The organism is Kitasatospora sp. NPDC059817, assembly GCF_042731835.1.
Taxonomy (GTDB): Bacteria; Actinomycetota; Actinomycetes; order Streptomycetales; family Streptomycetaceae; genus Kitasatospora.
The window spans coordinates 17,943-30,925 of sequence record NZ_JBHWIR010000089.1 but is presented as its reverse complement, the minus strand read 5'-3'; the positions used below and the strand labels follow the sequence as shown (position 1 = coordinate 30,925).

At 72.7% G+C, this 12,983-nt stretch carries 10 protein-coding genes; 4 read left to right on the top strand and 6 right to left on the bottom strand.

The annotated features are described in order from the left end of the window. Positions 1–33 precede the first annotated feature (33 nt). On the bottom strand, positions 34–1,122 hold the full coding sequence (locus ACFV61_RS20130; RefSeq protein WP_380493040.1) for an NADH:flavin oxidoreductase: 1,089 nt from the start codon (positions 1,120–1,122) through the stop codon (positions 34–36). Positions 1,123–1,477: 355 nt separating this feature from the next. On the opposite strand from ACFV61_RS20130, the gene ACFV61_RS20125 reads away from it, so the two are divergent. The 4 genes from ACFV61_RS20125 to ACFV61_RS20110 all read left to right on the top strand — a co-directional run bounded on the left by ACFV61_RS20125 (position 1,478) and on the right by ACFV61_RS20110 (position 7,513). Beyond that, positions 1,478–2,254 carry an SDR family oxidoreductase gene (locus ACFV61_RS20125; RefSeq protein ID WP_380493038.1) on the top strand — a complete coding sequence of 259 codons (777 nt, stop codon included), beginning with the start codon at positions 1,478–1,480 and terminating at the stop codon, positions 2,252–2,254. Positions 2,255–2,284: 30 nt separating this feature from the next. After that, positions 2,285–3,481, top strand: a complete 1,197-nt coding sequence (locus ACFV61_RS20120) for a cytochrome P450 (protein ID WP_380493036.1) — start codon at positions 2,285–2,287, stop codon at positions 3,479–3,481. A 148-nt stretch (positions 3,482–3,629) separates the two neighbouring features. After that, on the top strand, positions 3,630–7,070 hold the full coding sequence (gene car, locus ACFV61_RS20115; protein ID WP_380493034.1) for a carboxylic acid reductase: 3,441 nt from the start codon (positions 3,630–3,632) through the stop codon (positions 7,068–7,070). Between the two features lie 71 nt (positions 7,071–7,141). Further along, on the top strand, positions 7,142–7,513 hold the full coding sequence (locus ACFV61_RS20110) for a nuclear transport factor 2 family protein (RefSeq protein WP_363375722.1): 372 nt from the start codon (positions 7,142–7,144) through the stop codon (positions 7,511–7,513). A 52-nt stretch (positions 7,514–7,565) separates the two neighbouring features. Here the strand turns inward: ACFV61_RS20110 and ACFV61_RS20105 are convergent, their stop codons facing one another. From ACFV61_RS20105 to ACFV61_RS20085, 5 genes are all read right to left on the bottom strand, one after another. Continuing rightward, on the bottom strand, positions 7,566–8,270 hold the full coding sequence (locus tag ACFV61_RS20105; protein WP_380493032.1) for a hypothetical protein: 705 nt from the start codon (positions 8,268–8,270) through the stop codon (positions 7,566–7,568). 110 nt (positions 8,271–8,380) lie between these two features. After that, a complete protein-coding gene (locus tag ACFV61_RS20100) occupies positions 8,381–9,928 on the bottom strand; it encodes a Na+/H+ antiporter (RefSeq protein ID WP_063345943.1) in 1,548 nt (515 codons plus the stop codon). 490 nt (positions 9,929–10,418) lie between these two features. Beyond that, positions 10,419–11,015 carry an RICIN domain-containing protein gene (locus ACFV61_RS20095; protein ID WP_063345942.1) on the bottom strand — a complete coding sequence of 199 codons (597 nt, stop codon included), beginning with the start codon at positions 11,013–11,015 and terminating at the stop codon, positions 10,419–10,421. Between the two features lie 53 nt (positions 11,016–11,068). After that, positions 11,069–11,701, bottom strand: coding sequence for a hypothetical protein (locus tag ACFV61_RS20090; RefSeq protein ID WP_363375732.1), 633 nt, complete (start codon positions 11,699–11,701; stop codon positions 11,069–11,071). Positions 11,702–11,859: 158 nt separating this feature from the next. Next, the gene (locus tag ACFV61_RS20085) at positions 11,860–12,939 is read right to left on the bottom strand and encodes a helix-turn-helix transcriptional regulator (RefSeq protein WP_380493030.1); all 1,080 of its coding nucleotides are present in this window, start codon (positions 12,937–12,939) and stop codon (positions 11,860–11,862) included. Between the last annotated feature and the right edge of the window lie 44 nt (positions 12,940–12,983).

Below are 12,983 nucleotides of genomic sequence, written 5' to 3'. Positions count from 1 at the left end.
CGCTTCCGGGCGCCCGTTCGCCGAACGGCGCTGTCAGGCCAGGCTGGTGAGCACCGCCGGGTCGTACGGGACGGTCCGGGCGAGGTTGCCGCGCAGCGCCTTGGCGGCCCAGTCCGGGTTGGCGAGCAGGGTGCGGCCGACGGCGACGAGGTCGAACTCGTCGCGCTTGAGGCGGGCCAGCAGTTCGTCGATGCCCGTCACGCCGGCCTGGCTGGTGTAGCCCTGGGCGAACTCGCCCTCGCCGTACTGCTGGTCCAGGCCGACCGAGCCGACCGTCACGGCGGCCTTGCCGGTGAGCTTGCGCGCCCAGCCGGCCAGGTTGAGGTCGCTGCCGTCGAACTCGGGCTGCCAGTAGCGCCGGGTGGAGCCGTGGAACGCGTCGACCCCGGCGTCGGCCAGCGGGGTCAGCAGCTGCTCCAGCTCGGCCGGGCTCTGCGCGATGCGGGCCCCGTAGTTGCCGACCTTCCACTGGGAGAACCGGAAGAAGACCGGGAAGCCCGGGCTGACGACCGCGCGGACGGCCTGCACGATCTCGGCGCCGAAGCGGGCGCGGGAGGCCGGGTCGCCGCCGTAGCGGTCGGTGCGCCGGTTGGTGCCGCTCCACAGGAAGTCGTCGATCAGGTAGCCGTGCGCGCCGTGCAGTTCGATGCCGTCGAACCCGAGCCGCTCGGCGGTCGCCGCGGCCTCGGCGAAGGCGGCCACCGTGTCGTCGACGTCCTGCTGGGTCATGGCCCGCCCGGCCGGGGCGCCGTCCAGGCCGATCCCGGACGGGCCTTCGGCGGGCGGCTCCGTCCCGGTGCGCACGACCCCGGTGTGCCACAGCTGCGGGATGATCCGGCCGCCGGCCTCGTGCACCCGCCGCACCACGCGGGCCCAGCCGGCCAGCGCCTGTTCGCCGTGGAAGTGGGGCACGTGGTCGTACGCGCGGGCGGCGGCGCGGTCGACGTAGGTGCCCTCGGTGATGATCAGTCCGACCTGGTGGGCGGCCCGGCGGGCGTAGTACTCGGCCACCTCCTCGCCCGGCACGCCGCCGGGGGACTGCATCCTGGTCATCGGGGCCATCACGATGCGGTTGGGGACCGTCAGATCACCCACGACGAACGGCTCGTCCAAGCTGGACATGCTTTTCTCCCGAGTTCTCGGCACTCATGGTGTGAACATTCCGTGTGCGCCCTCTCCGCCGCTCCGGCGAATCGCCGCCGGGTCGTGCGGAAAACGGTCTGGGCGGCTGCACATGGGTAACGCACGATTATCGACCCTGTTGATCGCGGCGTCCAGCGGGTGCTCTTGTCCGTGCTGCATTGCCTCAGGCGATCCACCGCATCGACACAATCATGTTGACCGTGTCCGGGAGATCACGGATAGTGGTGCAGGTGGTTCCGCGTCGCCTTCTGGGTCGCAACTGGAGAATTGATTCCCTTGCCGACCAGTGCCGCGGAAATGAATTTCCCAGGAACGAAAGGTGGCGGAACCCAGGGTGAGCGAGAGTCGCCTTACCGCGCAGATTTCCCACGACTTGGACGGCAAACGGGCCGTGGTCACCGGCGGCAGCCGGGGCATCGGCGCCGCGATCGTGCAGCACCTGCTCGACGCCGGTGCCACCGTCGTCACCTCCGCCCGCAACCCCACCGAACACACCCCGTCCGCGGCCAAGTTCATCCAGGCCGACCTCAGCTCGCCGGCCGGGGTGCGGGCGTTCGCCGACGCCGCGCTGGACTCCCTCGGCGGGGTCGACATCGTGGTCAACAACGCGGGCGGCTGCCGGGCCTTCCAGACCGCGCTGGAAATCGAGAACGACTGGCAGTACACGGTCGACATCAATTTCCTGGCCGCCGTCCGGCTCAATGCCGCACTCGTGCCGGCCATGCGCGCGGCCGGCGGCGGGGTCATCGTGCACCTCTCCTCCATCGCGACCATTTCCTCCTACCCGATGATCCTGCACTACGCCGCCGCGAAATCCGCGCTGGAGGTGTACAGCAAGGGTCTCGCGGTCGAGTTGGCGCCGGACGGAATCCGGGTCGTCGCGATCTCCCCGGGAAACGTGATGACTCCTGGGGCGGATGAGGCGCGCGAGAAGATCGTCGACTATCTCGGCATGGAATCGGAGGGGGACTGGGCCGACGAGGTCCCGCTCGGGCGGATCGGCCAGACCGAGGACATCGCCGAGGCCGTCGGCTTCCTGGTCTCCCGGCGCGCCTCGTGGATCACCGGCAGCAACCTCGTCATCGACGGCGGCAAGAGCGCGTCCCTGTGACCGCCCGCCAGGACTGGAAGGACTGACACGATGACCGCGACAGAAGAAGGGCCGCGGGCCTATCCGTTCGGTCCGGCCGAACAGCTCGACGTGGACCCGAAGCTGGCCGAGGCCTGCGGCGAGCAGCCGGTGCTGCGGGTGAGCCTGCCCTACGGCGGCGACGCCTGGCTGGTCAGCCGCCACGCCGACGTCAGGACGGTGCTGGCCGACCCCCGGTTCAGCCGGGCCGCCGCCGCCGGCGAGGACGTGCCCCGGATCGTCTCGGCCGGCCTGCCCCGCACCTCGATGCTGAGCATGGACCCGCCGGAGCACAGCCGGCTGCGGCGCAGGGTCGCCAACCCCTTCACCGTGCGCCGGGTCGAGGCGATGCGCCCGCGCGCCCAGCAGATCGTCGACGAACTGCTCGACACCATGATCGCCACGGGCTCGCCCGCCGACCTGACCCAGATGCTGACCTGGCCGCTGCCGATCACGATGATCTGCGAACTGCTCGGCGTGCCCGTCGAGGACCGCGACCGGTTCAACGCCTGGGTGGACGGCCTGCTCATGCTCTCCGACCCGGCCCGCTCCGCGCGGGACCGCGGACACCTCAACGACTACCTCGCCGGCCTGGTCGCCGAGCGCCGCGTCGAGCCCACCAGCGACCTGCTCGGCGAACTGGTCGCCGTGGAGGACGAGGAGAACCGGCTCACCGAGGAGGAGTTGGTCAGCCTCGGGGTCAGCCTGCTGTCCGCCGGCCAGGAGGCCACCGCCAACCAGATCGGCAACTTCGTCTACACGCTGCTGACCAGGCCCGAGCTGTGGCGCGAGCTCGTCGCCGATCCCGGCCTGATCCCCGACGCGGTCGAGGAGCTCTCCCGGATCATCCCGATCAGCGCCACCGCCGGCTTCACCCGGATCGCCACCGAGGACGTGGAACTGGGCGGGCAGACCGTCCGCGCCGGCGACGCGGTGGTCACCGAGTTCTCGCTCGCCAACCGGGATCCGGAGGTGTTCGACCGCCCCGAGGAGATCGACTTCCACCGGGGGACCATCCCGCACGTCACCTTCGGGCACGGCATCCACCACTGCCTCGGCGCGGCGCTGGCCAGGATGGAACTGCGCGTCGTCCTGGAATCCCTGGTGCGCCGACTGCCCGGCCTGCACCTCGCCGTGCCGGCCGACCAGGTGACCTGGCGGACGGAACGGCTCATCCGCGGAGCGGACACGCTGCCGGTCGCCTGGTGAGACGCCCGTCGGCCGGAACGACCGCCGGGGCCCGACGGGCCGGCGGCCGCTCCGGCCGGCCCGCCCCCAGTTCACACGTCGACATCAGCCGGACGCCGGACATCAACCGGATGCCGGACACCAGCCGGACGCTAAGGGAGGGCTCAGCATGGCCGAACCACTGGAGGCGATCACCGCGGCCGTGCGTGATCCGGACAAGGGACTCGCCGAGGCCATGGCGGCCATCATGGAGGGCTACGGCGACCGCCCCGCCCTCGGCGAACGCACCCGGGAGCCCGTGACCGGGCGCCTGCTGCCCGGCTTCGAGACCGTCAGCTACCGCGAACTGTGGGCCCGGGTACGCGCCGTAGCCACCGAGTGGCACCACCACCCGGACCACCCGCTGAGCGCCGGCGACCGGCTCTGCATCCTGGGCTTCACCAGCACCGACTACGCCACGCTCGACCTCGCGTGCCTGCACGCGGGCGTGGTGGTTGTGCCGCTGCAGTCCAGCGCGCCGCTGTCCCAGCTGGCGCCGATCGTCGCGGAGACCGAACCGCGCGCCCTCGCGGCGAGCATCGAGCGGCTGGACACCGCCGTCGAAGCCGTCCTCGGGGCGCCCTCGATCCGGCGCGTGATCGTGTTCGACTACCGCCCCGACGTCGCCGAGCAGCGCGACGCCCTCGCATCCGCCCGGCGGCGCCTGGCCGGGGCCGGCCGCCCGGTGGCCGTCGACCCGCTGGCCGCCGTGATCGACGCCGGAGCCGGCCTGCCGCCCGCGCCCCTGTTCGTCGCCGCCCCGGGTGACGACCCGTTGGCGCTGCTCATCTACACCTCCGGCAGCACCGGGACCCCGAAGGGGGCGGTGTACCCCCAGCGGCTGGTCCGCACCGCGTGGAACGGCTTCAGCTACGGCGCGGAGGACGCACCCCCGGTCAGCGTCCACTACATGCCGCAGAGCCACCTGGCCGGCCACTGGGCGCTGATGGGCTCGCTCTCCCGGGGCGGCGTCGGCCACTTCACCGCCAGGAGTGACCTGTCCACCCTGCTCGACGACATCGCCCTGGTCCGCCCCACCGAGCTGACCATGGTCCCGCGCATCTGCGACCTGCTCTTCCAGCGGTACCGCAGCGAACTGGACCGGCGCTCCGGCGAACCCGGCGACGTCGACACGGCGGTCAAGACCGACCTGCGGGAGAACGTCCTGGGCGGGCGCGTCACCAAGGCCTTCTGCGGCACCGCCCCGCTCTCCGCCGAGGTGGCGGCCTTCGTCGAGTCCTGCCTGGGCTTCCACCTGTACACCGGCTACGGCTCCACCGAGGCCGGCGGGGTGCTGCTCGACTCGGTGGTGCAGCGCCCGCCGGTCATCGACTACAAGCTGGTCGACGTCCCGGAACTCGGCTACTTCCGGACCGACTCGCCGCACCCGCGCGGGGAACTGCTGCTCAAGACCGCCACCGCCATCCCCGGCTACTACAAGCGGCCCGAACTCACCGCCGAGATCTTCGACGCGGACGGCTACTACCGGACCGGCGACATCATGGCCGAGACCGGGCCGGACCGGCTGGTCTACGTCGGTCGCACCAAGGACGTCCTGAAGCTCTCCCAGGGCGAGTTCGTGGCCGTCTCCCGCCTGGAGACCGCCTTCGTCGCCAGCCCGCTGATCCGGCAGGTCTTCGTGTACGGCAACAGCGAGCGCGCCTACCCGCTCGCCGTGGTCGTCCCCGCCCCGGACGCGCTGGCCAGGGCCGGCGGGGACACCGAGTCGCTCAAACCGCTGCTCGTCGAGTCGCTCCAGCGGATCGCCAAGGAGGCCGAGCTCAACTCCTACGAGATCCCGCGCGACATCCTGATCGAGACCGAACCCTTCAGCGCCGCGAACGGCCTGCTCGCCGACAGCCACAAACCGCTGCGCCCCCGGCTCCGGGAGCGCTACGGCGAGGCCCTGGAACGGCTCTACGCCGAACTCGCCGACGGGCAGGAGCGCCGGTTACACGACCTGCGCTGGGCCGGGCCCGACCAGCCGGTGCTGGACACGGTCGGCCGGGCCGCCCAGGCGCTGCTGGGCTGCGCGGGCGCCGAGTTGAGCGCCGACGCGCACTTCACCGACCTGGGCGGGGACTCGCTGTCCGCGCTGTCCTTCGCCGCCCTCATGACGGAGATCTTCCAGGTCGAGGTCCCGGTCGGGGTGGTGATCAGCCCGGCCAACGACCTGGCGCGGGTGGCGGGTTACATCGAGGAGCGGCGCCGCTCCGGCGCCGCGCGGCCCACTGCCGCCTCCGTCCACGGCGAGCACGCCGCCGAGGCCCGCGCCGGCGACCTCACCCTGGACAGGTTCCTCGACGCGGCGACGCTCGCCGCCGCCCCGACGCTGCCCCGCCCCGACGGCGCCGTCCGTACCGTCCTGCTCACCGGGGCCACCGGCTACCTCGGCCGCTTCCTGTGCCTGGAGTGGCTGGAACGGCTGGCGCCCGCGGGCGGCAGGCTGGTCTGCGTGGTCCGCGGCGCCGACGCCGCGGTCGCGGCGAAGCGGCTGGAGGCCGCCTTCGACAGCGACGACGACGAACTGCTCCGGCGGTACCGGGAGTTGGCCGACGGGACGCTGGAGGTGCTGGCGGGCGACATCGGCGAGCAGCGGCTGGGCCTGGCCGAGGACACCTGGCAGCGGCTGGCGGACACCGTGGACCTGATCGTCCACCCGGCCGCCCTGGTCAACCACGTGCTGCCCTACGACCAGCTGTTCGGGCCCAACGTCGTCGGCACGGCCGAACTGATCCGGTTGGCACTCACCACCCGGCTCAAGCCCGTCACCTACGTGTCCACCGTCGCCGTGGTGGCCGGCGCCGCGGCCGCGGCCCTCGACGAGGACGGCGACATCCGCGCCACCAGCCCGGTGCGGCACCTCGGCCGGGGCTCCGGCGGCGGATCCGCGCCCGGATCCGACGGGTACGCGCACGGGTACGCGACCAGCAAATGGGCCGGCGAGGTGCTGCTCCGCGAGGCCCACGACCTGTGCGGACTGCCGGTCGTCACCCTGCGGTCGGACATGATCCTCGCGCACGGCAGGTACCGGGGGCAGCTGAACGTGCCCGACGTGTTCACCCGCCTGCTGCTCAGCCTGCTCGCCACCGGCATCGCCCCGGGCTCCTTCTACCGGGGCGGCGGGCGCGCCCACTACGACGGCCTGCCGGTCGACTTCACCGCCGAGGCCGTCACCGCGCTGGGCGCGCGGGCCACCGAGGGCTACCGGACCTTCAACGCGCTGAACCCGCACGACGACGGCGTCTGCCTGGACACCTTCGTCGACTGGCTCATCGAGGCCGGCCACCCGATCCGGCGGGTCGACGACTACGACGACTGGCTCGCCCGGATCACCACCGCGCTGCGCGCCCTGCCGGAGAAGCAGCGCCAGCACTCACTGCTGCCCCTGCTGCGCGCCTTCGCGCGGCCCGGGGAGGGCGTCCCCGGGTCGGCGATCCCCGCCGCCGGGTTCCGGGCCGCCGTGCGGGCCGCCAAGGTCGGCGCCGACCAGGACATCCCGCACCTGTCGGCGGCCCTCGTCCGCAAGTACGTCACCGACCTGCGCCACCTCGGCCTGCTTCCCCACTGACCGCACCACCGCACCACCGCAGCACCGCGCCACCATCCCCGCATTCGACCCGACGGACACAGGAGTTCGGCATGGCACAGAGCATCGGCGAGACGGTCATCTCGGGTCTGCGGCGGCTGGAGGCGAACGACTTCGCCGGCTTCCGGGCGCTGTGCACCGAGAAGGCCACGGTGTGGCAGAACGACGGCAAGGACGAGCAGGCGATCGACGAGCGGCTCGTGCACTTCAAGGCCTTCGCCGCCGGTGTCGAGTCGCTGCGGTTCGAGGTCCTCCGCCAGTTCGAGAAGCCGGACGAGGTGCTCCAGCAGCACGTCATCCACCTGTTGTCGGCCGACGGGGTCGTCCAGGAGGTTCCGACCGTCGTGTACTTCCGGTTCGAGGGCGGCCTGATCGACCGGATCGAGGAGTTCCTCTACACCGTGCCGCAGAGCAGCACGGCCTGACGGACCGACCGCCCGCCTTCCTGAACCTGAACTTGAACCTGAACCTGAACCGTCAGGCGGGCGCTGCGGCGCGGGAGTCCCGGAGGCTGCGGCGGGCGGCGGCGGTGACGAGCAGGACCCAGAGCAGGCTGAGGCCGCCCAGGGCGTAGACGCCGCCGTGCAGGAAGGCGAGGTCCAGGTCCGTGCCGGCCGGCGGGGCCCAGCCGTCGGGGTCGACGAGGACGGTGGTGGTGGTGCCGGCGGAGGAGGACCCGGAGCAGCCCGAGCCCTGGAACTCGGGGTGCGGCAGCGGCTTCCCGTCCGCGCGGCGGATCGCGCAGGACCAGCTGATCCGGCCGCTGCGGTCCTTCGAGCTGTGGGCCTCGGTGACGACGACCTCGGTCCGCTCCCCACGGTGCGCGAGCACCTCCGCCCGGATGGTGGTGGGTGGCAGGGCCAGCAGCAGGATCCCCAGCAGGACGCCGGGCCAGAGCACCCAGCCGGCGGCCCGGACCATCATCAGCCCGCCCAGGGAGGAGATGAGCACCAGCACGGCGATGACCGTGAACAGGGCGGAGTAGTCCGGGTCCACGGCGAGCGCCATCAGGCCGACGAGCAGCAGCGGGGCGAGCACCGCGACCAGGACGGCCGCCCGGCGGATGGTGCGGGGCGCGAGCGGCGTGTCCTTCCGGGGCTTCCGCTTGGCGCTCTTCGGCCGCTGGGCGGCGGCGGCCGCCGCGCTCAGTGGTCTCTTCTGCTTCTTCCTGCCCTGTGCCATGTGGCCCCCGTTCGGTGCTGCGTCGGACTGCTCGCGACAGTCTGACCTGCGGTGCGGGGGTGCGGAAGACCGGGGGCCGCAAGCCGTCACGGCCGGCCGGGTCAGGCCGGTCAGACCCGCCCGAGTCCGGCCTGCTCCAGGTCGAGGTCGCGCTGGAGGCGGCGCAGGGTGGTGTCGCTGATGAGGTGTTCCTCGTAGAGGCGGTGCAGCCGGGCGTTCTGCACGGTGATGACCTCGCGCCGGAGTTGACGGTAGGCGGCGTCGGCGGTGGTGCCGTCGGGGGTCTCGGGGGTGCGGTCGAGGCGGGCGGCGAGGCCGCGCCGGACCCGGTCGATCGCGGTGTCGGGCATGACCTCCAGGGCGGCGAGGTGGTCTACGTGGTCGAGGGCGGCGCGGTTGAGGGCGTCGCGGGCGTCGTCCTCCTCGCGGGCGGTGTGCTCGGGCTCCAGGGCGAGCCCGGAGCGGTGGACCACGGCGGCGAGGGTCAGGCCCTGCACGACCAGGGTGAGGACGACCACCGCCGTGGTCAGCACCAGGACGAGCGGGCGCCCGGGGATCCGGTTGCCGTCCGCGGTGAGCAGCGGGATGGACAGGGCCGCCGCCAGCGGCATGACGCCCCGGGTGCCGGCCCAGGTGACGACCCCGGCGACCCGCCAGGACAGCCGGCCGCGGGAGGGCTTGACCCCGCGGGTCAGCGGCAGCGTCCACAGCACGCGGACGGCGATCAGCACGGCCGCCAGCGCGAGCGCCTGGAGCGGCCACCAGCCGGTGCCGGCCGGCAGGTCCCGGACCAGGGCGGGCAGTTGCAGGCCGACGATGCTGAACACGACGCTCTCCAGCAGGAACACCACCACCGCGGAGACGGCGTGCAGTTGGAGCCGGATGCGGGCGTCGGTGAGGCGGTGGCCGGAGCGTCCGAGCAGGACACCGGCGACCACGACCGAGGTCACCCCGGAGGTGTGCGCGGACTCCGCGAGCACGTACGCCGCGTACGGGGTGACCAGGGCTATCACCGTCTCCAGGACGGGGTCGGCGGTGCGGCGCCGGATCAGCCACACCAGGCCGGCCACGGCGGCGCCGACCAGGCTGCCGCCCCCGCCGAGCAGCAGGAGCTCGCCGCCCGCCGCCGGCAGGTCCACCGTGCCGCCCACGGCCACGGCGACGCCGACGGCGACCTTGAACAGCACCAGCGAGGTGGCGTCGTTGAACAGGCTCTCGGCCTGCACCAGCACCTGGACGCGCCCCGGCAGCGCCAGCCGGCGGCCGAGCGCGGTGACGGCCACCGGGTCGGTGCTGGACAGGACGGCCCCCAGCACGAACGCCATCGCGGGCGGGAGCCCGGCGACGGCGACGGCGACGAAGCCCACGGCGGCGGCGGAGGCGAAGACCAGGCCGAAGGAGAGGATCGTCACCGGGCGCCACACCGTGCGCAGATCACGCAGCGACAGTTCCTCGGCGGAGGAGTAGAGCAGGGGCGGGAGCACCACCAGGGCGATGGCCTGCGGCGGTACGTGCAGCGCGGGCACGCCCGGGACCATCGCGACCGCGAGGCCGACCAGGACCAGCAGGGAGGGCGCGGGCACCCGCAACCGCTGGGCGAAGGTGGCCACGCTCGTGGCCAGAACCACCAGAACCAGAACGATCCCCACGGCGCGCATTTGCGGAAACGACCCATCACGACGATCGGGGTCGCCGCCGCCCGAGCGCTGCAGTCGTCCCCCGAGCCGACCAGACTTCCCGGCACACCGCCAGTCATCTTATCGGGTCGTTTGCGCGGGACGGCAGGGTGCCCGGCCGGTCGTGCCTCAGCGGCGCCCGAGCAGCCTCGCCAGGAAGCCGCCGCCCTTGCCCTTCGTCCGGTCGCAGGCGCAGCGGCCGGACTTGGGCACCCCGGCGAGCACCTGCTCGACGTGCATGCCGCACCCCGCGTAGCTTGCCTTGCCACACGTCCGGCAGGTGGTTCGTCGACACATCGCGCTACTCCTCACGTCGCACCCCCGGATGGGGCGGCCAGTTCTTTCAGGATACCCCACCCGGTATTTTTGGACGTGTGCCCCGGGGCCGGCGGATCGGCGCCCCGGACCCGCCGTGCCCGGCCGGGGCTGTCCGGCCTGGCACGACGGGCGTTCCTCGTGGTGTGCCGTGCGGTCAGACGGCCTGTAGGTAGAACAGGTCCGGTCGGCTGTCCTGGACGATCTGGTAGCCCAGGCCGTCGCTGTGGTTCTGGGCGGCGACCCACTTGCCGGAGTTCACGTTCTGGAGGGCGAAGCGGTTGCTGCCCGGAACCTTCGCCATCCAGAACGCCTGGTTCTCGGGGACGACGTCGCCGCAGCCGACCGTGATGATCCAGTTGCCGTCGTCCTTTCCCCAGCGGTCGACGACCATGCACCAACCGCGCCAGCTGTCGCGGAAGTACACCAGCTCGCGGCCGTCGGAGGCGTGCTTGCGACAGACCTGCCACTTCTGGTTCGACTCGTCGCCCCAGAAGTACTGGATGACCGAGCCGTGGTTCCCGGAGGAGAGGGCGACGGTCAGCGGCCGGTCGGCCCCGGCGGTGTTGATGCGGTAGAGGCCGGGGTCGCAGGGGTACTCGCTCTCCGGGTCCGCGGCGAGTGCGGTGGCCGACGTGGGGGCGGCCAGGGCGGCGGGGGAGGCGGTGAACAGCAGGGCGCCGACGGCGGCCGCCGTGCCGAGGACGTTCAGCGGGCGTCGGGCCCGGGAGCGTCGAGGGTGCGGTTCGGGCATGGTGGACTCGCTTTCGCAGCAAATGGGTTGGGCCGTTTCCGCGATCCTGGGCATCAGCAGACGAGTCGCGCCCGGGCGGCCGCGCGCAGGGTGCCGGCCGGCTCCGGGTAGGCGCAGGAGACGGTGCCCTGCTCCGGGACGTCGAAGGTGGTGAAGGTGCCGGGGCCGTTCGGGCTGGTGTTGATCCAGTAGCCGGTGTTCCCGCTGCGGGCGCAGATGTAGCGGACCCACTCGCCGGTGACCTTCCGGGTGCCGCGGTAGAGGCCGTAGTAGCCGGGGCTGTTGAAGTTCACGGTGTCGGTGACGGTGGTGGTGCGGGTGGTCGATTTGGTGTTGGCCACGGAGAAGCCGACCTTGACGCTCACCTTGGCGAAGATCGCCTTGAATTCGGCGCTCACCTCGGTGCTGGTGTTGATCGTGGTGCTCACCGAGTCGACCTCGCTGAGGGTCTTGGTGTAACTGCCGGTGGTGCCGGGGGCGATCGCGACCGCGAGGAAGTCGGTGACGGTCGGTTCGACCCGGGCGGAGGCGATGTCCTCCCACAGGTAGTCGCGGGCGGGGTCACAGGTGGCGGTCGGCGGTGTGGTGTCGGCGTGTGCGGGCGCGGCGCCGAGGCCGAGCCCGGTCACCGCGACCAGCGCGGCGACTCCTGAGGTGAAGGCGGTGCGCCGGGTGCGCGAGCTCATGAGGGTGCTCCTCCGCTGGAAATGGGTGCACTGCGAGCCGTCATGTGCATGACGTGAATCCCCCGTGGGGAAATCTTCACGTTCGCGGCGGGGTCGCGGCCATCCCAGATTCCTGGGGGCGTACGGCGGGGCGCGCGCCTGGGGCGCGGGGCCCCGGGTCAGCAGCGCCCCCCGCCGAGCATGATCCGCGCGATCAGCTCCTGCCGGCTGCCCACCCCGGTCTTGGTGAACACCGACTTCAGGTGGTCCTGCACCGTGTACGGCGTCATCGCGAGCAGCCGGGCCACGTCCCGGGTGTCGCTGCCGCGCACCAGCAGCAGTGCCACCTCCTGCTCGCGGGCGGTCAGCCCGTACGCGGCCAGGTAGAGCGGCATCACCTCGGCCGGCGAGGCGAGCGTGGCCACCACCGTCACCTCGTCGGCCGCCGCGTCACCGCGCAGCGCCGATCCGTGCAGCAGGTACCAGCGCTCGTCCCGGGTGCGGACCCGCACCGGTGTCTGCGGCGCGGCCAGCCCGTGCGCCGCCCGGCGGGCGTGCTCGGCGGCCATCGCCACGGAGGTCGGGACGCTGAGCGAGGTGGGGGTGGGGTCGGCCAGCCGGGCGAGCAGGTCCTCGGCCGGGCCGGACATCGCCCGCAGCCGGTTGCGCCGGTCGAGCAGCAGGACCGCAGGCCCCGCGCCCTCCTGGTCCGGCGCGCCGGCCGGAACGTGGCACGCCCGCAGCGCGTTGCCCAGGTGGCGGGCGGCGGCGCCGGCGAGCTCGCGCTGGCGTCCCAGGTAGGGGCCGCGGTCCGGGGCCCGCATGAACGCCGCGCACCCCCACATCCCGCCCGCCGCGTCGAACACCGCCCGCAGCTCGTCCCCGAACCCGGCCGGCGCCACCTGCTCCCGGAACCGCACGCTCTCCTGCGGGCGCCCCTTGGTCGCCCGGCTCAGCGTCTCCGCCTGCACCCCGCTGCGCCGGATCTTCGGAAAGGTCGCCAGGTCGTCCTCCCAGACCTCCAGCCTGACGGCGTGCTCGTACGCCGTCAGGCTGAGGTCCTCGCTCTGCACCGAGTTCACCAAACCGGTCGCCGGATCCGCCGTGTGCCAGCACACCGCGTCGAACTCCAGGACCGGGCGCAGCAGTTCGTCCGCCCGCCGGAACACCTCCGGCGTCGTCAACCCCTCCCCGGCGAGCTCCCGCATCCCCTCGATCGCCGACCGCGCCGCCACCCCACGAGCCCCACGTAATCCCATGGCGGGAAGCTAACACGCTGTTCGTACCCCCACCTACGCGCCGA